Annotated in this window: 21 protein-coding genes and 1 pseudogene; 12 read left to right on the top strand and 10 right to left on the bottom strand. The window is 54.0% G+C overall.

What is annotated here, in order from left to right:
* Positions 1–136 precede the first annotated feature (136 nt).
* The 9 genes and pseudogenes from rffA to H6G07_RS01165 all read left to right on the top strand — a co-directional run bounded on the left by rffA (position 137) and on the right by H6G07_RS01165 (position 12,735).
* Positions 137–1,297: a dTDP-4-amino-4,6-dideoxygalactose transaminase gene (gene rffA / locus H6G07_RS01205; protein WP_073606793.1), complete on the top strand. Its 1,161-nt coding sequence runs from the start codon at positions 137–139 to the stop codon at positions 1,295–1,297.
* Positions 1,298–1,363: 66 nt separating this feature from the next.
* Entirely contained in the window at positions 1,364–2,575 is a 1,212-nt protein-coding gene (locus tag H6G07_RS01200) for a glycosyltransferase family 4 protein (RefSeq protein ID WP_073606794.1), read from the top strand.
* 277 nt (positions 2,576–2,852) lie between these two features.
* On the top strand, positions 2,853–3,929 hold the full coding sequence (gene rfbB, locus H6G07_RS01195; RefSeq protein ID WP_073606795.1) for a dTDP-glucose 4,6-dehydratase: 1,077 nt from the start codon (positions 2,853–2,855) through the stop codon (positions 3,927–3,929).
* Between the two features lie 57 nt (positions 3,930–3,986).
* On the top strand, positions 3,987–4,901 hold the full coding sequence (rfbA, locus tag H6G07_RS01190; protein WP_073606796.1) for a glucose-1-phosphate thymidylyltransferase RfbA: 915 nt from the start codon (positions 3,987–3,989) through the stop codon (positions 4,899–4,901).
* Positions 4,902–5,268: 367 nt separating this feature from the next.
* Positions 5,269–6,198 (top strand): annotated as a pseudogene (locus H6G07_RS26970) (IS5 family transposase).
* A 445-nt stretch (positions 6,199–6,643) separates the two neighbouring features.
* Complete coding sequence (locus H6G07_RS01180) at positions 6,644–7,234, top strand: TetR/AcrR family transcriptional regulator (protein WP_073606797.1); 591 nt, start codon at positions 6,644–6,646, stop codon at positions 7,232–7,234.
* A 145-nt stretch (positions 7,235–7,379) separates the two neighbouring features.
* The gene (locus H6G07_RS01175) at positions 7,380–8,648 is read left to right on the top strand and encodes an efflux RND transporter periplasmic adaptor subunit (protein ID WP_073606798.1); all 1,269 of its coding nucleotides are present in this window, start codon (positions 7,380–7,382) and stop codon (positions 8,646–8,648) included.
* A gap of 110 nt (positions 8,649–8,758) precedes the next feature.
* On the top strand, positions 8,759–12,031 hold the full coding sequence (locus tag H6G07_RS01170) for an efflux RND transporter permease subunit (RefSeq protein WP_073606799.1): 3,273 nt from the start codon (positions 8,759–8,761) through the stop codon (positions 12,029–12,031).
* Positions 12,032–12,144: 113 nt separating this feature from the next.
* Positions 12,145–12,735: a GUN4 domain-containing protein gene (locus H6G07_RS01165; RefSeq protein WP_073606800.1), complete on the top strand. Its 591-nt coding sequence runs from the start codon at positions 12,145–12,147 to the stop codon at positions 12,733–12,735.
* Positions 12,736–12,923: 188 nt separating this feature from the next.
* Here the strand turns inward: H6G07_RS01165 and H6G07_RS01160 are convergent, their stop codons facing one another.
* The 5 genes from H6G07_RS01160 to H6G07_RS01140 form a co-directional block, all read right to left on the bottom strand.
* A complete protein-coding gene (locus tag H6G07_RS01160) occupies positions 12,924–13,310 on the bottom strand; it encodes a hypothetical protein (protein ID WP_073606801.1) in 387 nt (128 codons plus the stop codon).
* Between the two features lie 141 nt (positions 13,311–13,451).
* Positions 13,452–14,369: an ABC transporter permease gene (locus tag H6G07_RS01155; protein ID WP_073606802.1), complete on the bottom strand. Its 918-nt coding sequence runs from the start codon at positions 14,367–14,369 to the stop codon at positions 13,452–13,454.
* Between the two features lie 9 nt (positions 14,370–14,378).
* The gene (locus tag H6G07_RS01150; protein WP_073606803.1) at positions 14,379–15,404 is read right to left on the bottom strand and encodes an ABC transporter ATP-binding protein; all 1,026 of its coding nucleotides are present in this window, start codon (positions 15,402–15,404) and stop codon (positions 14,379–14,381) included.
* 206 nt (positions 15,405–15,610) lie between these two features.
* Positions 15,611–16,591, bottom strand: a complete 981-nt coding sequence (locus tag H6G07_RS01145; RefSeq protein ID WP_073606804.1) for a heme o synthase — start codon at positions 16,589–16,591, stop codon at positions 15,611–15,613.
* Between the two features lie 88 nt (positions 16,592–16,679).
* Positions 16,680–17,711: a COX15/CtaA family protein gene (locus H6G07_RS01140; protein ID WP_073606805.1), complete on the bottom strand. Its 1,032-nt coding sequence runs from the start codon at positions 17,709–17,711 to the stop codon at positions 16,680–16,682.
* 521 nt (positions 17,712–18,232) lie between these two features.
* On the opposite strand from H6G07_RS01140, the gene H6G07_RS01135 reads away from it, so the two are divergent.
* The 3 genes from H6G07_RS01135 to H6G07_RS01125 all read left to right on the top strand — a co-directional run bounded on the left by H6G07_RS01135 (position 18,233) and on the right by H6G07_RS01125 (position 19,876).
* Positions 18,233–18,571, top strand: a complete 339-nt coding sequence (locus H6G07_RS01135; RefSeq protein WP_073606806.1) for a hypothetical protein — start codon at positions 18,233–18,235, stop codon at positions 18,569–18,571.
* A 179-nt stretch (positions 18,572–18,750) separates the two neighbouring features.
* Entirely contained in the window at positions 18,751–19,128 is a 378-nt protein-coding gene (locus tag H6G07_RS01130; RefSeq protein ID WP_073606807.1) for a hypothetical protein, read from the top strand.
* 7 nt (positions 19,129–19,135) lie between these two features.
* Complete coding sequence (locus tag H6G07_RS01125; RefSeq protein ID WP_084172845.1) at positions 19,136–19,876, top strand: alpha/beta fold hydrolase; 741 nt, start codon at positions 19,136–19,138, stop codon at positions 19,874–19,876.
* Here the strand turns inward: H6G07_RS01125 and H6G07_RS01120 are convergent.
* The 5 genes from H6G07_RS01120 to H6G07_RS01100 form a co-directional block, all read right to left on the bottom strand.
* Positions 19,873–20,739 carry an alpha/beta fold hydrolase gene (locus tag H6G07_RS01120; RefSeq protein WP_073606808.1) on the bottom strand — a complete coding sequence of 289 codons (867 nt, stop codon included), beginning with the start codon at positions 20,737–20,739 and terminating at the stop codon, positions 19,873–19,875. The two genes, H6G07_RS01125 and H6G07_RS01120, sit on opposite strands and share 4 nt — an antisense overlap.
* Before the next feature lie 81 nt (positions 20,740–20,820).
* The gene (locus H6G07_RS01115) at positions 20,821–21,276 is read right to left on the bottom strand and encodes an NUDIX hydrolase (protein ID WP_073606809.1); all 456 of its coding nucleotides are present in this window, start codon (positions 21,274–21,276) and stop codon (positions 20,821–20,823) included.
* A gap of 3 nt (positions 21,277–21,279) precedes the next feature.
* Entirely contained in the window at positions 21,280–21,744 is a 465-nt protein-coding gene (gene bcp / locus H6G07_RS01110) for a thioredoxin-dependent thiol peroxidase (RefSeq protein WP_073606810.1), read from the bottom strand.
* Between the two features lie 92 nt (positions 21,745–21,836).
* Positions 21,837–22,616: an SDR family oxidoreductase gene (locus H6G07_RS01105; RefSeq protein ID WP_073606811.1), complete on the bottom strand. Its 780-nt coding sequence runs from the start codon at positions 22,614–22,616 to the stop codon at positions 21,837–21,839.
* A 262-nt stretch (positions 22,617–22,878) separates the two neighbouring features.
* Positions 22,879–23,289, bottom strand: a complete 411-nt coding sequence (locus H6G07_RS01100; protein ID WP_073606812.1) for a hypothetical protein — start codon at positions 23,287–23,289, stop codon at positions 22,879–22,881.
* Positions 23,290–23,358: the final 69 nt, after the last annotated feature.

Genomic DNA, 23,358 nt, shown 5'->3' with positions numbered 1-23,358 from the left:
TCCTCTCCTGAAGATATGGCGTTATCAACGCTTTGTTTTGGTGGTTTGAGTGACAGGGTTTTAGATGCAAGCCTTGTGAAGCATTTCCTTTTAACTACTTGTTTCGTTCAATAATCGTTCGTGAATTTGCGTTGTGATGATATCTATACCTCAAGATCAAGCAATTAAGAATATTCCTTTTAGCAAATTGAGCACTAGTGGAGAGGAGTTATTTCATATCAAAGAGGCCATTGATAGCGGTCAGATCATAGGTGATGGTCACTACACAAAACTTTGTCAGATATGGCTGAAAGAATATCTCGGCGCAGAGAAAGTGCTGCTAACTCATTCATGTACAGCAGCCCTAGAGATGGCTTTTATTCTGGCTGATATTCAGCCAGGTGATGAAGTAATTATGCCGTCTTATACATTTGTATCGACCGCAAATGCTGTAGTCCTTAGGGGAGGTGTTCCTGTCTTTGTCGATATCCGACCAGATACTCTAAATTTGGATGAAGCCAAGCTCAAAGCTGCAATCACAGATAGAACAAAGGCGATCGCGCCTGTTCACTATGCTGGACTTAGCTGTGAAATGCCCACAATTCTTGAACTAGCTCATCAGCATGGTCTTCAGGTAATTGAGGATGCAGCCCAAGGAATTTGCTCTAAATACGATGGTAAGCCGGTTGGAAGCTTTGGAAACACGGCTGCGTTTAGCTTCCATGGAACGAAGAATATCGTATCCGGTGAAGGGGGTGCACTAGCCGTCAATGATCCTTCACTGGTAGATCGAGCAGAAATAATTTGGGAGAAAGGTACTAATCGCAGTCAATTTTTCCGAGGTGATGTAGATAAGTACACCTGGGTTGACATTGGTTCATCCTATCTTCCTAGCGATATTCTTGCCGCATTTTTGTGGTCGCAACTTCAACATGCTGATACCATCACCCAACATCGGCTAGATATCTGGAACCGATATCACCATGCCTTTGAAAGGCTTGAGACGGATCAGAAGGTTCAGCGTCCTCTCATTCCTCAGTCATGTCAACACAACGCCCATATTTATTATCTCTTAGTAAATAGTTTGGAAACTCGTTCTAAAATTCTTGCCAACTTAAAACGCCATGGTGTGCAAGCAACCTTTCACTATGTTCCCTTACACAGTGCTCCAGCAGGACGAAAATATGGCCGACAGTCAGGTGAATTAATAGTTACGGAGGACATTTGCGATCGCATTGTCCGGCTGCCTCTCTTCGCCGATCTGACCTTTGAAGAAGCAGATTTTATCATTTCTATAGTTCAGCAATCATTGATTTAGAAATTGTTAAAGCCAGCCTTGAACTGCTCAGAAAGTACTTTAAATATTTGAAGAAAGTGAATTCAGATGCGACTTTTAATCGTTAACTTTGCTGGTGATATTCGCGCAGATTTTCACCGCCTTGCCTCTGGCGGTGACGAAACATACTACGCTCAAAAATATTCCCTCGAGGCTTATGCGGGACTTAAACAGTATGCAGATGAAGTTGCAGTTCTCGTTTATATAACGCAAGAATCTTACAACGTAAAATTGCCTAATGGTGTTCGAGTGATTGGCTGCGGATTCCGTGAGTACCAAGACATCACTGCTCAAAAATTAATTCAGCATATTGAAGGGTATAACCCGACCCACTTGATCATTTCCCTATTTGATACAGATATATTAAGTTGGGCGGCTGGTCATAATATTCCAACACTTACTACGTTCCTTGGCACAGTCCCGACCCGAAATTTTAGCATTTTGCATAGTGCAGTTCGAAGAATTAAAAATCAGAAAATCATTAGGCTGTTAAATAAATCAAATGTTCAGTGGGTTGGCAGCTATGGTGTTAATTCATCACGCAGGTTGAAACGCTTAGGAGTAAAGTCGGAAAAAATAATACCTTGGGACTTTTTGGTTGATTCTTATCCTGGAGGATTTTTGCCTAAGGCTTCCCCTTTGAACAAAAGTAGCTGGAACCTATGCTATGTCGGCAGCATTAGTGAAAGCAAAGGAGTTGGCGATTTGCTTAAAGCAGTCAAGAGATTAAAAGAAAAATGCTTCTCTGTTCATCTCAATATAGTAGGCTCAGATCACTCAAACTTCGCCAAAGATTTGATTTTAAAACTTGATATAAAAGATAATGTGGAATTGTTGGGCTTCGTTCCCAACCACACTGTTGAACCTTTGATGAATCAAGCTGATCTGGTAGTCGTTCCTAGTCGCCACACCTATCCTGAAGGGTTTCCTCTAGTTATTCATCATGCATTAAGAGCTTGTACTCCCATAGTTGCCTCTGATCATCCTATGTTTGAGGGCTACCTACAGCATGGTGTCAACGCTATGATTTTTCCTGAAGGTAATGACCTGGCTTTGTCAAACTGTGTTGAAGAAATACTAACCAGCACAAAGCTCTATGAGCGTATTTCTGAAATCTCCCATGAGACTTGGCACCAGCTACGCTTACCTGTGAAATGGGCCGATTTAGCTACTCGATGGCTTAGTCACACTGAAAGTGATCAGCAATGGTTAGCTAGTCACAGTTTGGCTAATGCTACTAAGCAACTGGCGGCAGCGTAGTCTACCGATGCTAAAGCTGTCTATGGCAGTAGCAACTGTCAACGCAGCATGAGTAATTGCATTCCTAGTTGCCTGACACAAATCCCAAAAGCCTTGAAAATAAGTTACCTCAGAGCTGAGGCTCATGGTTCATAGCTCTGAGCTGAAAAGCTTGATCTAAGGAACTTTTGGGCAACCCCCCGACGAGAAATCACGGGTTTTCAGAGATATACCAGGCAGTCAGATTGCATTCTCTTTTGACTTTCTACCCCTGTTCTTTAATGTCATTAAATTGTGTATGAAAACTTTCTTAGTTACTGGTGGTGCTGGTTTTATTGGTGCCAATTTTGTGATCAAAGCCCGCCAGGGACAATGGGCTAATATTATTAACCTAGATCAGCTTACCTATGCTAGTAATCCTAATAGCCTAGCGGTTTTGAAGGATGATCCGGGCTACCAACTTATTCGCGGAGATATTGGCGATCTTGAGTTGGTTTCTAGTATCTTGCTTCGCCACCGTCCTGATGCCATTCTAAATTTTGCTGCGGAGAGCCATGTTGATCGCTCTATCATTGGGCCTGAGGCATTTATTCAGACTAACATTTTAGGCACTTTCCGATTGCTAGAGGCTACTCGTAGTTATTGGAACGAGTTACCTCTAGACGCTCAGCGTGCATTTCGTTTTCTACATGTTTCTACCGATGAAGTGTATGGCTCTCTCGGCCCTGAAGATGCACCTTTTCGTGAAGATACTCCCTACGCACCTAACAGCCCGTACTCTGCGAGTAAAGCAGCATCAGATCACTTAGTTCGAGCCTATCATCATACTTACGGACTGCCTACTCTGACCACTAATTGCTCAAATAACTATGGTCCTTACCAATTTCCAGAAAAACTAATTCCTTTGACTATCCTTAGTGCGCTTGAAGGTAAGCCACTACCAATTTATGGAGATGGTCAGAATATTAGAGATTGGCTTTATGTCGAAGATCATTGTGATGCAATTCATCAAGTTCTTCAACAGGGAAAAATAGGCGAAACTTATAATATTGGTGGTCTTAATGAGAAAACAAATCTTTCAGTAGTCGAATCTATTTGTGCTTTATTGGACGAGCTAGCTCCCAATCCTGACATCAAACATTCCTCGTTAATCACCTTCGTTAAAGATCGCCCTGGCCACGACAAGCGCTATGCTATTAACTGCCAAAAAATTTATGCTGAATTGGGTTGGGAGCCTAAGGAAAGCTTTGCTAGCGGCCTGTTGAAGACCGTTAAATGGTACCTCGAAAATTTTGACTGGGTTAAGCAAGTGCAATCTGATGATTATCGTGATTGGCTTCATGAAAACTATGCAAGTCGGTTAGTTAAAAGCTAGTACATATTCTGAGAAAGATTTTTATCACTGCGCTTATAAAACTTTGGAGGATTCTCTATGAAAGGCATCATCCTGGCTGGTGGAACTGGAACTCGTCTCTACCCTCTTACGCTTACCGTAAACAAGCAGCTTATGCCTGTCTACAACAAGCCGATGATTTATTACCCTCTCTCGGTATTGATGTTAGCTGGTATTCGAGAGATTTTGGTGATTTCTACCCCTGAATCGTTACCTTTGTTTCAACAATTATTTGGTGATGGCGGCCAATGGGGTTTGCAGTTTAGCTACATAGAGCAACCCTATCCCGGAGGTGTCGCCGAAGCTTTTATTCTTGGCCGCTCATTTCTGAATGGTGAACCAGCTTGTTTGGTGCTAGGCGATAACATCCTCTACGGTGATGGTTTGGGAGGACTATTGCAGCAGGCCGCTCGTCTACAGCGGGGAGCTTTAATCTTTGGTTATCAGGTCGCAAACCCACAGCGCTACGGTGTAATTGAGTTTGACCAGGGTGGGCGAGTGCTGGGTTTTGAAGAAAAACCTCAGTTTCCCAAATCACCTTATGCTATCCCAGGTATTTATTTCTATGACTCCCAAGCTTGCGATTTGGCGGCTACTCTAACACCTTCTGCACGGGGAGAAATAGAAATTACTGATCTAAACCGTTGCTATCTTGAACAGGGCGAGCTACAGGTTGAGCTGTTGGGCCGCGGTTATGCTTGGCTGGACACCGGCACCCACGAATCTCTTCACCAAGCGTCTAGCTTTATTCAGACATTGGAAGAACGTCAGGGTCTAAAGATTGCTTGTGTGGAGGAGATTGCTTATCAGAAAGGTTATATTTCTGGTGAGCAGCTCTATCACTTGGCTAAACCTCTAGCTAAAAGCGATTATGGTACCTATCTCATGCAGCTTATAGACGAAAATTTGTATTATCCTATTCCGGCAAAAGTTCCTGTTTTGGGAGCTGTTTAGAAAAGTACTCTAACATAGCCTGGGGGATGGTTCATGATAGCCTATTCCCCGCGCCTATTTAAAGAAAATTCTGGGTTTGAATGTAGCTTAAAGATTTATAGCCAACACAGTATCCGTTTCTATTTTGCCAAACGTTTATCTGGTAATATGTTGGGCAGAAAAGCGTGAAACCATAGAAATGTTGGCACCGGAAGTTAGCTGGTTATTAGTAGCTGAGTTGTGTTGCTGCTAATGACTGGGTGGAGAACATCATTGCGAACCTATGCACCTATGATTAGTAAGCTAATACTTTAGGGCACATCAAAAGATGACCAGAGCGACCTCAATATGAAATCATAAGGCCAATCTTGCGAAGAATACAGGGCTAATGGGACAGCAAGGATTCTGGGATGTGGAGGCTCGTCAGCGAAAATCGGAGCAGAAGAAGGACGTCCTGAATTAACTGGGAGACCTTCCGGCCTACGCTCATGTGGATTTCTGGGAAGGTTCGCAAAAATAGCGCGGGTCGCAAACCGACCGATGCGCTGTTGCTGTTCAAAATGCTGGGGTTCCAAAAGCTATCCGATATTAGTAATGAGGCTTCGGGATATCAAGTGAATGACCGATTTTCCTTCATGCAGTTTCTGGGGCTGGAGGATGGGGTGCCCGATGCCACGACAGTATGATTGTTTCGAGAGCAGTTGCAGCAAAACGGTTTAGTGGAGGAATTGTTCGAGTAGTTTGACCACTATCTCCAAGGGGCGGGCTATAAAGCCAAGGATGTTTAAATTGTGGATGCGACGTTGATTCTGGTGCTCAAGCAGCGAAATACCCGGGACGAGAACCAAGCTATCAAGCAGGGCAGGGTGCTCGCTGGACTAAGAAGAACTGAGGCTCTCATTACAGCTACAAAAACCATGTCAGCAGTGACCTGGGCTTTGGCTTTATTCGCCGCTATCACGTCACGGATGTGGCAGTGCACGATTCGCAGGTGCTGGGGGAATTGCTGGATGCCGACAATACGGGTGATGGATTCTGGGCAGATAGCGCTTACTTATCGGTGCTGATTGTCGAGGTGTTGATGCTGACGGGGTTTGACATCAATGAACGAGTCTAGCGGAATCGGCTCTTGACGCAGGAGCAGCAAGCGGCCAATCGGAAGCGCTCTAAAACCCGTGCCGAAGTGGAGCATATCTTTGGTGACTTGGTGACCAGCATAGGGAGCGAGGTGGTGCGTAGCATCGGACTGGCCCGTGCCAAAACTCAACTGGAGCTGAAAAATTTGGTATTTAACCTGAAACGCTGCGTGTATTTGTAAACCCAGACTAACGATGGCGGCGAACTTGGCCGGGGAATCAGACCTGAAGCCAGTCAATGCTCCCAAGGGCAGTCTTCCAACCCCATTGTGTTGCAGCAAAAATCGACACCTCAAGTCGTTGCGGTGTCACGAGACATCCGGATTGTCTTACCTATCTCAAATGGGACACGTCTCCTCTAAAAAGCTCAATTAATCGAGGTACCCTGTAGTTCGTCTATCGTTCCATTCAGTTCAGGCGTCTAGGCTTCCACAGATTTGTTTTGTATCGAAGTTAGAGGCCGTTGGCAAAAATGCAGGAAGACCCGCAGGCTGCCAAGCGTAAAGGGTTTACAGGGCGAAATAAAGGGGATATGGTTTTTATACCGACCGTCCAACATAAAATTTGTGGTTATGGGGGTAGGCTTTTGAAGCTGCTTAGAGGTTAGGCCGCAGTGCCTGAGCGTGTATGCCCAAGATTGTTGATCATGACCAATACCGCAGGGAGCTGTTGAACCAATGCTTTGATCTATTTGCTGAAAAGGGCTATGCTGCGCTGACCATGCGCCAAATTGCTCAGGGACTGGGGGTGTCAACAGGCACGCTTTATCACTACTTCCCCAGTAAAGAAGGGCTGTTTGAGCAACTGGTGCGTGAAACTACGCTACAAGATATTCAGAGCGCGATCGCCGTCGCGAGCCAAGAAAAGTGTGTATTAGGCCGCGTCGAGGCCGCCCTAGAGTACGTCGCTCAAAACGAGGACTTTTTAAGAAAGAAGACGCTGATTTGGATTGAGTTTTATCAGCATCAGCACCGAGAGAGCGGTGTCCCGACCGATGTATTTCGTGAGGTTTGGCAAGAGAGCGAGCAGCATGTAGCTGCCCTGCTAGGACTAGACGATCCAAAGTTGGTAGGGTTTCTCAGCTGCGTAGTAGATGGCATTTTGCTGCACCGCATCTACGAACCGCAAACCTGCTCGTTTCGTGACCATGCCCGTTTGCTGATTGACCTGTTAAAGCTCTACCTTACCGACGGAGGTTCGCTACGTTCGCTGAATTGAGCAACCCTGACTTTTCAACAAGTTGGAGACGACGGGACGTCGTTTGTTAGCCCAAGCGGTGACGACGCCATGATTCTAAGTTCTCTGAATTACCATTAAGCAATGGCATCCGATGTCTAACCAGCACTCAAAGTTTAGTTATCCTATGCTGCCAGTGAATACTCGTCGATCGCGACAGGGTTGGGGGGCTGCCCTCACCCTGTCGCTCGCCGTAGCGGCCTGTAGTCGACCAGCACCAGACGCCATGACAGGCCCCCCAGCGGTGCAGGTGCAGGTGCAGGTGCTTCAGCGTGGCACCTTTGAGGAAAGCTCTGATTTTGTTGGGTCTCTAGAGGCTGAGCAGCGCATTGAGCTCAAACCGGAGGTTGACGGCCGCGTCACTCAGGTATTGGCTAGCTCTGGCAGTGCTGTTGCGCAAGGTCAGCCCGTGGTGCAACTCAGCACCGACCAAGTGCAGTCTGAGGTGGCGGTAAACCAGTCAGCTGCCCAGGCGGCTGGTTTTGGCCGCAATGCCGCCCAGGCCCAGGTCGATGCGGCTCAGGCAGGGCTGGCCCGTGCCCAAGCCGATGTCGAATTGGCCATAGTTGACTTTGGCCGTACCGAACGGCTAGTGGAGGCGGGGGCGCTGAGCCGCCAAGAGTTAGACAATGCTCAAAACCAACTCGATGTTGCCCAGGCTGCCCAACGTCAGGCCTCAGACAATGTCCGGGCTGCCCAGGCTCAGCTTCAGCAGGCGCTCTCGACCTTTGAACAGGCCCAGGCCCAGGTGGATGTCAGCCAGGCAAACTTAGGCTTTAAGCAGGTGGTGGCTCCGGTGGCAGGCTTTTTGGGTGATGTATCCCTAAAAGTCGGCGACTATGTGCAGGCGGGGGATAGCCTGGCCACCATTACCCAAAACAGCGAGCTGTTCTTGCGCATTCAGGTGCCGACCACCCGAGCCAGCCAGTTGCGAACGGGAATTCCGGTCGAGCTGCTTAGCCCTGACACAGGTGAACCCTTGGCTACGGGGAGCGTCAGTTTTATTTCGCCCGAGGTAGACGGCGAGGGGCAATCGATTTTGATCAAAGCTCGCTTTCCTAATGAGGCGGGCAATTTGCGCGATGGTCAGTTTGTGCGAGCGCGACTGATCTGGAGCACCACCGCTACGCTGCTGGTGCCCACGGTAGCGGTTACTCGCATTGCTGGGCAGAGTTTTGTGTTTGTGGCCACCGATCAGCCTCAGGAAGACGGCCAGACCCTGCGGGTAGCCACCCAGCGACCGGTGCAACTGGGATCCATTCAGGGAGGCAACTACCAGGTAATTGATGGTTTAGCAGCCGGAGATGAGGTGATTGTGACCAACATTCTCCAGTTGCAAGATGGCAGACCCATTGACCCTGAGGCTCAAGCTTCAGCCACGCCCGTGCCCAATTGATGAAAACATTTGTTTCCTGACGACGGTTTGGCGTCTGCAAGGCGTCATTTGTAAAGCGATTCTTTCCGGAGTCACAATCTTTCTCAACCCTCTAAGCCCCCGGTTTACCCATGGCGCTGTTCTCTATTGCCGACAACTTTATTCGTCGCCCGGTACTGACCACCGTGTGCACTGTGCTGATTGTGCTGGCGGGGGCGATCGCGATTCCGCAACTACCGATTGAGCAACTGCCCGAAATTGCGCCTCTACAGATCTCGGTGGCGGCTAATTATAACGGGGCCGACGCTGAAACCGTAGAGAGTAACGTCACCACGGTGCTGGAGCGCGAAATCAACGGCGTGGAAGGGATGCAGTACATTACTTCCAGTAGCACTAACACTGGCCAAAGCACCATTAACGTAGTGTTTGGCCCTGGGCAAGACAAAGATATATCCCAGGTGAACGTGCAAAACCGGGTGTCGCGAGCAACACCCCTACTGCCGCCAGAGGTCAGCCAACTAGGGGTGACAGTAACGGCTCAGTCACCGAGTATTTTGCTGGTGTACCGCTTCTTTACCGATGACGATCGCTACGATGCACTGTTCCTGAGCAACTACGCCGATCTGTTCATTCTCGACGAGATGAAGCAGATCGACGGCGTCGGCAGCGCCGAGATATTTGGGTCGGGTCGCTACGCCATGCGACTCTGGCTCGATCCTACCGCCCTGGCTAGTCAGTCAATTACCCCCGGCGATGTGGTGGCGGCCCTGCAAGAGCAAAACATTCAGGTGGGGGCTGGGTCGGTCGGCGCTTCCCCGACCAGCGTTGATCAGGCCTATCAGTACACTGTGCGTCTGCCGGGTCGTCTGGAGGAGGCCGAAGAGTTTGAGAACCTGGTAGTCAAGGTGGGGGCCAATGGCAACCTGGTGCGCCTGCGTGACGTGGGGCGGGCTGAAGTTGGGGCTCAGGACTATAGCTTTGACGCCAAGACCCAGGGCAAGGTGGCAGCAGGATTAATTATCTACCAGCTGCCGGGCAGTAACGCCCTGCAGGTGGCCGAGGCAGTGCGCGATCGCATCACTGAACTCCAGCAGTCGTTTCCGCCTGGCTACCGGGCGGAACTGGTGTTTGACACCACTGAATTTGTGAAGGTGTCACTGGAAGAGGTGTTAATCACCCTAGCCATCGCCATTGCTCTAGTGCTGCTGATTTTGTTCTTGTTTCTGCAGGACTGGCGGTCGACCATTATCCCCGCGATCGCAATTCCGGTCTCGCTGATTGGAGCCATGGCCTTCTTGCTGCTCTTTGGGTTTTCGATCAATACCTTGACCCTGTTTGGCTGCATTCTGGCCACCGGTCTAGTGGTTGACGATGCAATCATTGTGGTAGAAGCCATTGCTGCCAAAATTGACCAGGGCATGCGCCCGCGCCTAGCCGCCTTTGACACCATGCAGGAGCTCTCGGGGGCAGTAATCGCCACCTCGCTGGTTCTCGTTGCGGTGTTTGTGCCGGTGGCGTTTTTCCCGGGCAGTACCGGCAAGATCTACCAGCAGTTTGCCCTCACCATTGCGTTTACCATCATCATTTCGACTTTCAACGCCCTCAGCTTTTCGCCCGCCATGTCGGCTCTGCTGCTGCGCCCGTCCGCCCCAGGGCAGCGGCGCGGCCCCCTAGCCGGCTTCTTTAACCGATTTAACCGGATGCTGGCGTGGATTGTAGAGCGCTACCGGCGGGCTGTGCGAATGTTGATTCGGCTGCGCTACGGCGTTGTGGCCCTGTTTGTGGTGGGGCTAATGCTCATGGTATTCATGTTTCGCCTGGTACCGACGGGCTTTGTGCCCGAAGAAGATCAGGGCTACTTCCTGGGCATTGTTCAGGCCCCTGATGGGGTATCACTGGAATACACCAAATCGGTAATGGCCAAGGCCGACACCATCCTGTCACAGTTTCCAGAGGTGACGAGTACCTTTATGCTGTCGGGGTTTGGTTTTGACGGGCCCTCGCCTAACCGAGGAGTGTTTTTTGTCACCCTGGCTCCGTGGGAGGAGCGCCGCGCCCCTGAGGCGACGATCGCAGGGCTCTTGCCCAAGGTTAACGGGGGGCTCTCGGCGATTCAGGAGGCGCTGGTAATAGCTTTTAATGCTCCGCCGGTGCCCGGCTTTAGCCCTACCGGTTCCCTGGAGATGCAGCTGCAAGATCGCAGCGGTAGCCAGATGACCATTGACCAGTTTTTGGCTAACGCCTACGAGATCATGGGGGCGGCCAACCAGTCGCCTGCCTCAGCGGGGGTGTTTACGCAGTTTACAGCCAGTTCACCCCAGGTGCAGGTGGAACTCAATCGCGATCGCCTCAAAGCTCTAGACGTGGATGTTAGCGAGGCGCTTACCACCGTTAGTACCTACCTGGGCTCCCGCTACGTCAACGACTACACCTCCGGTGGACGCAACTACCGCGTCTACGTACAGGCTGACGAAAGCTTCCGCAATGAGCCCAGCGACATCAACGCCATCTATGTGCGATCGCGCCAGGGCACCATGGTATCCCTAGGAGAAGTCGTCACTCTCAAGGAGATAGTCGGGCCGTCTACCATTAACCACTTCAACCTGCTGCGGGCAATCAAGCTGGAGGGACTGCCCGCCCCTGGGGCAAGCTCAGGCCAGCTAATTGCGGACATGACTGAAGCCCATGCCCAAGCCGCTCTGCCGGTGGTAGGGCAGGCCTGGCAGGGCACAGCTCGGGAAGAATTGGCCTCTGGCGGTCTCTCGATCCTAATCTTTGGGCTTGGGGTGCTGGTGGTGTTTCTGGTGCTAGCGGCCCAGTACGAAAACTACGTCGATCCCATCATTATTCTGCTGACGGTGCCTCTGGCGGTGCTGGGAGCGCTGACGTTCTTGTTCTTCCGAGGCCTGGAGCTCAATGTCTATGCTCAGGTGGGGATGGTCATGCTGATTGGCCTCGCCAGCAAAAATGCCATTCTGATTGTGGAATTTGCCAACCAGGCCAGAAGTCAGGGTTTGGGACTGGTGCCCGCTGCAATTGCTGCCGCCGAACAGCGATTTCGCCCAATTATTATGACGGCGATCTCATCACTAGTGGGCTTCTTTCCACTGCTAATTGCTACTGGGGCGGGTAGCGCCAGCCGCTGGTCGGTCGGCTACACGGTGTTTGGGGGGCTGCTGGTGGCGACAGTGCTGAGCTTGCTAGTGGTGCCGGTGCTCTACGTGCTGCTTAAGGGCCTAGAAGATCGGCTGTTTCACGGAGGTCCAGGGGCACCCCCGACTGTGACTACCTCAAGTGGCTTCAGCAAGGGCGGTTCCGGAGTCCTAGACGAAGACGAGGCTATGGCACCAATGCGATTTACGGAGCAATCTCCCCGGGAATCGCAGGGGGAGAACCCCGCCTAGGGTGGCGATCGCAATCGTTGCGACCAAGCAATACTAGAATTTATAGCCTTGACCAAGTTCGTTTGGTATCCGGTGACCGAGGCTCTGGCTCTCAATACTTGTAAGGAGTGGATATGGATGAAGGGTCACACGTTGAACTGGCTGCTCGCCTAGAGGCTCTAGAGGCCAGGGTAGAAGGCTTTATTCAGCAGGGGATAACGGAGCGCATCGCTCGCTTGGAAGACGCGCTCACTTTAGTCACCGATGTGGAACGCTATCAACCCCTTCAGCGGCTGCTAAAGACTGGCAAGCTGAGAGAGGCTGACGAAGAAACCGTGCGGGTGATTTTGCAGGAAGCCGGCACCCCCGATCGCGAAGATCTCACCCCCGATGCCATCCGCCTGTTTCCTTGCAGCGTGCTGCGGGTGGTAGATCGTTTGTGGACGACCTACACGGGCGGTCGGTTTGGCTTTAGCGTACAGCTCCAGATCTACCAAGCCGTGGGTGGCACCCTTGAATCAGCGCTGATTCAAGACGCCGCCATCCTAAATCGCCTGGCCGAACAGGTAGGCTGGCGTCAAGATGACCAGTGGAAAACGATTGACCAAGCCCGCCATGACCTTGATGACCCCGTCGGCTGCTACCCGATTGTCTGGTGGGATTCTCCCTATGGTGCCAAAATGGTCAACTATTTTCTCAGCCGCCTGTTTACCTGCCAGCTGTAGCGGGCGGACAGTGGTAAAACTTAGAAAGTGCCGGGATGCCAAGCCTGCATTCCGTCTTTCATGTAGCTACTCGAAGCAGGTATTAAAAAAATCGCCGTTAAACTCTCAACGGCGATTCTTGTTGTTTTGAAGTGTGTCTTTTTCGCCGAGCAGATAGACCTGCTGCCTTTTGCCCTAGGAAGAATGGCTTACTCTTCTCCAGTTTCGGAAGGAACTGCCTCGGTCGCCTCGGTTTGGGTAGGCTGAGACTGCTGACGGCGCAGGGCATTCTGCTGAAGGGTGCGGAAATTAAGGGCCTCGTCGCTGATGCGGCCCCGATGCTGGCGGCTAAAGTCGCTAGGGCTGCGGTCGTTCATCAGCACCGCCCGGTGAATCAGATCGAAGGGGCTGCTGCTCTCGCCAAAAATGCCGCCGTTGGCATCGCTGTCGCCAAAGCCTTCATTGGTGTCGACGCGGGGGGTGCGGCTAGGGTCGGTAGCCGTAGACTGGGCTAAGGCCGCTGGAGCTAGAACTAAGAGACTGGCAGCGGCGATCGCAACCGCTACCGGTTTAGGGGAAAAAATTGGGTAAGCCATAGGAGCACTCCTTGACACCATAACAACTAAAACTTTGGGCACAGGGCGACTGTGCTACCTACGCTTGCCATTGTAGCGGCTAACTCGCTAGCTGCCGACCCCTACAGACCAGCTCTGCGACTGGCTCACCAGAGCTAGCCACTAAGCGATCCGACGGCGCAGCAGAGGCTGAATTAGCCCTAACGACAGACCGCAGAAAACCACCAAAACCGCCAGGCAAGCCCCCAGCGAAACGGCTGCAAAAGGGGTTTGCAGCACTGTGTCACCGAAACTCCAAGCTGGGTGCAGGTAGACATAGCGAATGGGCTCGATAGCATAGGTGAGTGGGTTTAAGCTAGCTACCACCTGAAGCCACTGGGGCATAAAGTCTAGCGGCACCAGAGCCGTACTCGAAAACAGCAGGGGCAGGTTAGTCACAAAGATCACCCCAATCAACTCAATGTGGCCGGGTAGCGCAAAGGTTAATCCTAGGCTGAGGGCCGTCACACCCAGCACCAGCGCCATGACAATAAACAGCACTAGCAGTAATCCCGGCAGGCTCGGCAACCCGGCACCCAGCACAGCGCTAAGAGCTAAAATCGCCGCCGTCTGGACTAGGCTCAGGGCGGCAATAAATAGCGCCGACGCCACCACAATGGAGTAGCGCGAGGCCAAGGGTGCCACCAAAAATCGGTTCAAAAAGCCAAACTCGCGGTCAAACATCACCGGCAGCCCGGCGTTGAGCGCCCCCCCAAAGGCGGTAAACACAATGATGCCTGCCCCTAAGAACTGGCCGTAGTTGCGGCTTTCGCCAAATAGCCCAGCGGGCACGTTTTGAAACAGTGCCCCAAACAGCACCAGCCAAATCAGCGGCTGAATGACTCCGGCCACCAGAGTGGTCGGGCGACGCTGAAGCTGAATAAATAGTCGCCGGGTCATGGCCAAGGTCTCTTGCACAAAGGCTCCAGAGACCAGCCCTTGGGATTTGATCAGGTCAGCCTTCCAGGCTTTGAGGTCTGAATTTTCAAGGCTGGGGGCAGCCTCGCGCCGGGGGGATGGGGTGGGAATAGTGGTGCTCATGGTGTTATCCTAGCGTCCCTTCATGGCCTGTTTCTTTTCTTTCTTGAGGTCGCGCTGGCCGACGGCGGCTAGCTCCGCATCCATCAAGGTGCGGCCTGTGGCGGCCAGATACACATCGTCAAGGCTAGGGCGCGATTGGGCAATGCCAAACACAGGCAGATCGGCGGCTTTGAGCGCCTGCTGTACCGTCAACAGCACATCGGGCTGCCGATCAACGACTAGATTGAGAGAATTTCCCTGGGCCGTGTTGACGATCACCTCGCGCACAAAGGGCAGCTCAGCTAGCATGGCGCGGGCGTTGGCGGCCTCGTAGTCAGAGGTGAACTCGCGAATGCGCAGAGTGATGCGATCGCCCCCAATCTTATCCTTCAGATCGCTGGGGGTGCCGGCTGAAATTACTCGGCCTCGGTCAATAATCGCTACTCGGTCAGCCAAGGCGTCGACTTCTTCGAGGTAGTGGCTGGTAATTAAAATCGTGGTGCCCGCCGCCCGTAGCTGCCGCAAAAAGCTCCACACCGCCGATCGCGTCTCAATATCAAGGCCAACCGTGGGCTCGTCCAGCACCAGCAAATCGGGCTGATGCAGCAGCCCCAGGGCCAAATCTAGGCGCTTTCTCAATCCCCCAGAATAGGTGCCAGTCTTTTTGTCGGCCCAGTCGCCTAGCTCTAGCAGGTCGATCATCTGGTTAATGCGAGGGCCAGAGACACCCTTAGGCATGTGGTAGATATCGGCCTGTAGCCGCAACAGCTCGCGTCCGGTCAGCACCTTGTCCAGGGCAACTTCCTGGGCGATATAGCCAAGATATTGGCGCACCAGCCGAGGCTGCTCGACCACCGAAACCCCCATTACTTCAAGGGTGCCGCTGTCGGGGGTGGCCAGAGTGCAGAGGCAGCGGATGGTGGTGGTTTTGCCCGCTCCGTTCGGCCCCAGCAGGCCAAAAATTTCGCCAGGTTCGATGGTAAGCGATACATCACGCACCGCTTCCACCGCCCCGTAGGACTTCTTCAAGTTTTGAATTGTTACCGCCGCGGCCATCTGTAGAGCTAACCCCAAACGTATTGGTTCCTACATTGGTTATTCTACAGAACTCCTTTGGGCGAAGGGGGGCAGGATTTTCTAAATCAAGAATTTTGGATTTTACCCAGTGACCCAGCCATTCACCCCCACACGGGGGATGGTCTACCGCAACGACCTATTTGTTTAGATCTGCGAGAAATGCAGGGATTGCTCCACCCATTCCACTAGAACGGCAGCATACTCACCAGCGGCTTTAAATGACCCGATACGCTGGCTACCAGGGCACGGGTCACGGGCCAGCTATCGACTACCATGCCCGCCGACAGCAGCATCATGTAGAGAATCGAGAACTTGAATAGTCCTTTTGCTAGGTCGCGATCGCTCGGCTCATTCAGCAATGCCCAGGCCCGCTGAATAAACATGCCGCCCAGCACTAGGGCGATCGCCGCATACACCGCACCAGTCGCTCCCAGGGGAAACGTCATCATCAGTGTCAGGGGCACCAACACCAGGGTGTAGTACCAGATCTGCTGCGCCGTGGCCTCGTCGCCTGCGATCACCGGCATCATCGGCACGTTGACCTTGGCATATTCATCTTGAATGAGCATGGCCAGTCCCCAAAAGTGGGGCGGCGTCCAGATAAACACGATCGCAAAGAATAGCCATGCCGCCAGGGGCAGATCGCCCGTCACCGCAGCCCAGCCCACCAGGGGCGGAATCGCTCCAGCAGCGCCGCCGATGACGATGTTTTGAGGTGAAGAGCGCTTTAGCCAGAGGGTATAGACCCCCACGTAAATGGCAATGCCTAACATGGCTAGCCCGGCGCTGAGCAGGTTGGCCACCCAAACTTGGAGTCCAAACGACAGCGCCGCCAGCACCCCAGCAAACACCAGCGCGTCGCGCACCTGAATGCGCCCAGAGGGAATAGGACGGTGACGAGTGCGCTCCATGTCAAAGTCGATGTCGCGATCGTAGATGCAGTTGATGGTCTGGGCCGAAGCCGCCGCCAGGGTGCCGCTCAGCAGGGTCACCATCAGCAGCACCGGGTCGATCTCCCCCTGACTCGCTACCCACATCGCTGCCGCAGTCTCAATCAGCAGCAGGGGGATGATGCGAGGCTTGGTGAGCTGCACATAGCTCTGCACAACGGCCCTAAAGGTCTCGTGGTGCCGAGTAGGGGCATTCCATGTGGTGGTCTGATTCATGCAAAAGATCCTAAATGGTTCTAAAACCGTAGCTGTCAGCTCAATCGGCTTAAAAGAGTTGATATTAACCGCGTCGTGATGGCAAACATTAGGCCTCGGCGGTAGAAACTGTGGGAGTAGAGGGTTTTTCGGCGGAGCCGAGGCGAGCATCGCTAGGGAGCGACTCTAGCCGATTTTGGGACAAATCGCTGCGTGCATCGCGCCAAGCCAGCACCGTAAAGCACACCAGAGTGCCCACCAGCGCTGCCCCCAGGGTGTGATGAGCCACCGTCAGCGGCTCAATCTGTAGCCGGAGTCGAAAGGTGGCAATGCCCATCACGAGCTGAAGCACTAGCAGCACGCTAACCAGGCTGCCCAGCCGCCGCAATGGATACGTTAGTGCCGGAGTGCGCCACACCGTCCAGGTGAGAGCCAGCACCATGGCAGTGGTGGGCACAATGCCCAGTAGATGGCTATTCATCACCTGGCATAGCTCCTTGAGCCCCAAGCACTGGTGCGCCGCCCAGCGTGACCCCACTAATCCCCCTAACAGGCACTGGGTATAGACCACGGTCAGTGCTGCCAAGCCAAGCCAGGGCAAGCGACCCACAGTGCCGGTGCTGCGGTAGGGCAGCAGGCAACAGGCAATCACCAGCATGGCGCTAAAGAACAACAGCGCCGTACCTAGGTGGGCGGTGACAATGTCGAAGCGCAGCAGCTGAGTTACTGTCAGGCCGCCGAGCGCTCCCTGCACGCCAATGAGCGCCAGCGCCCCCACTGATGCCCAGGGCAGCCAGCCGGGCACCTGCCGCCGATACCACAGGCTGAGGGCGACCAGCCACAGGGTGCTGAGACCAATTAGGGCGGCATCAAGCCGGTGGAACCACTCTAAGAACACCTGGAGGTTCATCTGCTGCTGAGGCACCAGTTGGCCGTAGCACAGGGGCCAGTCGGGGCAGGCCAGACCCGCATTCATTACCCGGGTGGCGCTACCGACGGCCATGAGGGCGAGGGTGGCTACGGCAATCTTCCAAACCAGTCGGCGAATGCGATCGACCGGGGTAGGAGCAGCATTATTGCTAGGCCACAGCGCTTCACGGGCCGTAGCCGGGGATAACAACGAGGGGAAATTTGCGGCCATGCCATCTCCAGCGGTGAGCAGTGCGGTCTGGGGACGGGCTTCGAATGGCGGTTGGGGGTTAAACCAATCTGCTAAGCCAAACGAAGACCCGTAGGAGTAAACACTCAGAGGTATGGTTACAGAACTAAATACCTACCTTAGTCCTCATACCTGGGTTGTTGCTTACCACTTTAGAGAGGTCAACCCTTGATCTGGTAAAGCTTTAGGGTTTTCTTTGGGATTCGAATGTCGTGCTGGGGGGCTATACAGAAACTGGCTTTGTGCCGTAGCAAGACACACAACGTAACCTATCGTTACATTTGTCGATAGGGGCTTGGGGCAACGCTGGGGTGACAAAGGTGGGATGGTGATGGCGATCGCCAGGCTCGATGCTCAACCTGACCGCCCAGTGACACCCAGGTGACACAATGGGGTAGCCTTGCCGTTTGGCTGAATTAGCTCCAGCGAGTAAAGCGTTTTTGGCCTGACTGACTTGAGACAATCTGACCGCCCCATTACCGATCGCAACGAGTACTGTACCCATGAGCGCCCCCCTTACCCTCAACCTATCCCAGGGATCTGTTCGCTTTATCTTTTCTGTCGAAGCGGCCCAGTCCCTCAAGACCTCCCTAGACGAGCTGATGACGATGCTGAAAAGCGCCGCTGCTCAGGGAGGAGATGCCGGTCGTCGGACTCCCCAGCCGCCGATGGAATATCGCCACAGCGGCGAGGTGTTTCTGGAGGTGTTTTGCAATCCCAATATTTGGCCCAGCCCCTTTGCGGCCAAGGTGCTGCTCACCCTGCGGGACGATCGCATTCGCGTCACCACTGAGGCCGAGCTATCGCAGATCTACGACGACGTGATCACCTACCTGGGCTAAGGGGTGGCTAAGTTGCCTCTCTATACCCCAGGTGGGATAGTAGCCTGAGATGCTACATCCTGCGGGAGGGGCGCGATAGAATATGAGCGCCAAAGGCCGCCAAATCGGTACTGGTTGCGTTTAGAACGGTCTGCTTTGACCCTCAAGCGCTTGATTTGAAGTTTTTAAGGCAGCAAGCTATGAACCCTGATGACCTGTCTCAAACCTTGCAGAAGGGAATTCGCGTTACCCTTGGGGCCACCGCATCGTTAATTGAAGCCCTACAGGATCCCGAAACCTCAAGCCAAAAATTTTCTGAGCTGGGTGGCGACGTCAACCGCCTCACCGAAGAGCTAGAGGTCAAAGGCGAGGTCACCGAGCGCGAGGCTCGGCAGTTTGTGGATGGGTTGCTCAGCCAAATGCCTAACCCCTTTGGCGGCTCTAACTCAGCAGCCAGTGAGACCACAATCACCACTGTGGCTAGCCCCGTGGTTGACACCGCTGTGCAGAGCGATCTAGAGGCACTGACCCTAGAGCTGGCGGCAATTCGCCGCGAGATTGAAGCGCTCAAGGGCTAGGGCAAGCATGGCTGGCACTGCCACATCATCCCCAGAGGGCAAAGCAGCTCCGGCGATCGCAAAGGATAGCGATCTGGCGATCGCCGAGCGCGAAATCTACTTCATCAGCGGTCTGGGTGCCGACTGGCGTGTGTTTCAGCGCTTGCAGCTAGAGGGTTATCGACCGGTGCATATTCTTTGGCAGCGTCCCGATCGCCACGAATCCATCGAGCAGTATGCCCAGCGGTTGCTGACTCAGGTCACGGTAGAAAACCCGATTCTTGTGGGGCTTTCCTTTGGCGGGCTGATGGCGATCGAAATGGCGAAGCTCTGCCATCCAGCGCAGGTGATTGTGATTTCTAGTGCGACCACGGGGGCAGAAATTCCGGCCTACTTTAAGGTCTTTCGCTGGCTGCCGGTGCAGCTAGTGGTGCCCTTTAAACAGCTGCTGTGGGCGTTACACGGGCTTTTAACCTGGCTGTTTGGCCTCAACAATCGCGATGACTGCTCCCTGTTTAAGCAGGTGTTGGTCGATACCGACCCCTGTTTTCTCAAGTGGGCCATCAATCAGGTGGTGGGCTGGCGCAATCAGGTGGTGCCCGCCCATTTAGTTCATATACACGGCAGTAGCGATCGCGTCTTTCCCTTTGGCTACCGCAGTGCCGATGTGGTCGTGCCCAACGGTGGTCATCTGATGGTGCTCAACCGGGCCGAAGAACTGTCTCAACTGCTGATGGCGACGCTGGCCACTAGCCCCACAGAATGCTAGGACACCGTTGAGCTGGGCTGAGTGGGTGTGGGGGTTGTCTTACGCGTATGGAAGGGTACCTCGGGGAGCTTGAGCTGACCGAGGGCCGCTGCAAACTCCTGCTCATCCACGCCCAACGGTGTGTTGGCGGCGGTGAGTTCGCGGTACTGCGGATCGGGCAGGAGGCGCAGCCAGGCGTGGGTGAGCTGGTGGGTTACCGAGTCAGCGGCGGCAGCCTCTAATACCAGGATCGGTAGCCACAGTTGTCCTAGCCCCTGGTGCAGCAGTTCGCCATTGATGGCGGCGGTGCGGCGCTGAAAGAGCGTTTTGCAGGCGGCAGGAGACTGGCGCAGACAGCGGCGGCGATCGCGCAACGCCCTAGCCCAAGGGGCTTTCCCTAGCCAGGGCAGCATCAGAGGCAGAGGTGACCAGGGGGCAACCAGCCAGCGATCGCGCTGCCAGCGGCCTCGTAAGGTGCGATCGCTCACGCCCTCAGGGGCCAACACCGTTAGGCTCTGCACCTGCTCGGGGTAGGTGAGGGCGTACTGTCCCGCCACCCAGGCCCCTAGAGAATGGCCCACCAGTCGAAAGCGATGGATGCGCAGGGCGCTCAGCAAACTGTGCAGTGCTTCTACCTGAAGGGCTACCGAGTAAGCGTTTCCCTCGTGCCACGACTCGCCAAAACCCAGCAGATCGGGGGCTAGGCAGTGATATTGAGGAGCCAAGCACTGCATGGCCGCTAGCCACTGGGTGCTGTCTTGCCAAGACCCATGTAAGAAAATTACTGTTTCTGCCTGGGTTTTGCCGCCCTCATGCCAAAACACGTTGCCGCTGGGAAGCTTCATGCGGCCAGTGCGAATGGGAATCTCGGCAGGTAACGGCATAGGGACTCGGTGGGTAGATGGCACTAGGGTAACCGGAGGGCAGTGCCCAGTCCGTCAGACCCAGCAAACTTACCCAAAAGCTTAGGCTAAAACCGTTTCTCCCTTAAAGAAATCTTGCAAATGCTGACGGTGGTCGTGGGAGAGGCGATCCCACGGCAGTTCGTCGCGGCTAAAGGATGACGCCTCTAGAATTTCACGGGGATCAGCTGGATAGGGCTTGCCTGTCACCCGCACCGCCACCGTCACACACACCGAATGAAATCGGGGATCGCGTCCTGGCTGGGAGTATACCCCCACCAAACGCTCTAGCCCCACGGTTTGGAGCCCGGCTTCTTCTTTGAGTTCGCGGGCGGCAGCGGTGATCACATCTTCGCCCCAGTCAACAATGCCGCCGGGCAGGCTCCACAGCCCGTTGTCGCGGCGGCGCACCAGCACAATATTGCCATTGGCCAGCAGCGGAATGACGCAGGTACCGAGAATGGGGCGGCGCAGCAACAGCCCCAGCAGGGTACGTAAAATATGGGCGAAGTAAGCCATGGGCTAGAGGGTTTCCAAGTCGGCTAGCACCTCGTCGGCATGGGTTTCGGCTTTGACCTTGAGGTAGGTTTTCTCCAGGTTGCCGTCGGGGCCGATGATAAAGGTGCTGCGGGTAATACCCATATATTCTTTACCCATGAACTTTTTCAGGCCATAAACGCCGTAGCGGCTGGCCACTTCGCCGCCCTCGTCCACCAGCAGCGGAAAGGGCAAGCTGAACTTGTCAATGAATTTGCTGTGAGACTTGGCGTCGTCGGTGCTCACCCCCAGCACGATCGCATCTTTGCCCTGGTAGTCGGCGTAGCGATCGCGGAATCCACAGGCCTCTTTAGTGCAGCCGGGGGTGTTGTCGCGGGGGTAAAAGTAGAGCACCACTCGCTGACCCTTGAGGTCGGCCAGGCTATAGGTCTTGCCGGTAGCATCGGGCAGGCTAAAGTCAGGAGCAGGGTCGCCAACGGAAAGGGTCATAGTCGGTCTTGCAAATGAAGGGACGATTTGTGCCATCGCCCATTGTATAGCGGTGGTCATCTGCTCAGGTGGTTGTCGCTGATGCAAAAGCATCATTCAACCCGACGATGGGTGTGAAAAACGGAAGATTGATCGGTTGGTAGCAGCATGACGTCGCTGATGTTAACGTGGGGCGGGCGCGTGACGGCAAAAACAATCACATCGGCTACATCGTCGCCGGTCAGAGGTGTCATGCCTTGATAGACGCCCTGGGCGCGATCGCGATCGCCCCCAAAGCGCACCACGCTGAACTCAGTTTCAACCAGGCCGGGGTCAATGTTAGTCACCCGTACTGGCGTGCCTAGCAGGTCGAGCTTGAGACCCTCTGATAGAGATCTAACGGCGGCCTTAGTGGCGCAGTAAACGCTGCCGCCCGGATAGGTCTGCCGCCCGGCGATCGACCCCACATTCACCACGTGGCCGCGCCCCCGCGCCACCATGCCCGGCACCACTGCCCGCGTTACGTAGAGCAATCCTTTGACGTTGGTGTCGATCATGGCTTCCCAATCGTCTAGGGGCGCTTCGTACTGTTTGTCGAGCCCCCGGCTGAGCCCGGCGTTGTTGATCAAGATGTCGATCGCCTGCCAAGCCTCTGGTAATCCTGCGATCGCCCCACTGACAGCCTCCGACTGGCGCACATCTAGCACCACCGTCAACACTTCCGTGGAGTGCTGCTGCTGAAGCTCTGCGGCCAACATCTCCAGGGGTGACTGGCGACGGGCCGCTAAAATCAGCCTCGCTCCAGCGGCGGCGAGCTGGCGGGCACAGGCGGCCCCAATGCCGCTGCTAGCGCCAGTAATCAGAACGGTTTGGTTTGCGATCGAGGTGGCCATAGCAGAGAAAAATTAAATGCTAGTAGTCCATGTCGCCTTGGCAACAGCCCCCACCATAAACCAGCGGATTGTGATTGAGGTAGGTTTTAGGGTTGTGTAGAACGCGCCATCGCGTCAGCGTAACGCATCCAGCTCAGGACTTGGTGCAATGCTCTGCCCTCAGAAAACCCTTCTGGCAGCGAAACTATCCAACCGTTTTGCTTCTGCTCAAGGGCGCAGACTTCACGCCTCCGCATGGGGGGGAACGGCGTACGAAAACGCCCTAGGGGGCTGGCTCTGGATTCTTCACGCTGGCATCGATCTCATCGAGCGTTTGCAGCACCAGCCGTTTGGCCTGCAATTCCCAGCCCAGCTTTTGCACTTGAAACGCCACGTAAAATCCAATGCCCGTAGCAATTAAATCCAGCGGCTGCTGACCTGAAATACCCAGCAGCAGCCCCAGCCCGCCAATGCCCCAAAAGGGTAGGGCCACTGTTTGGCGGTTTTCTTCAATCAGCTTGGCGACGAAGTTGTTGGGAATGCTCGCCGCCACCTCATCCCGCACGGCTTGCTGCTGGGGGTAGGGTACGGCAAAGCTAAACTTGCGGCGCAATTTCTCAATCTTGCGGGCGTCGGTGCTGTACTCTGTCAGCTCGTCTTCTGCCATGCGAATGAGCTGCTCAGCTTGGGTCATAGGGACTGTCTCAGGCTAGGTGTAGGGGTGGTTATGGGCCAAAGGGCAAAGGCCGTTGGGTTTCCAGCG

Source organism: Phormidium tenue FACHB-1052, from assembly GCF_014696675.1.
GTDB classification, from domain to species: domain Bacteria; phylum Cyanobacteriota; class Cyanobacteriia; order Phormidesmidales; family Phormidesmidaceae; genus Nodosilinea; species Nodosilinea tenuis_A.
The sequence above is the reverse complement of the archived record's forward strand: the minus strand, read 5'-3'. Positions and strand labels throughout refer to the sequence as shown.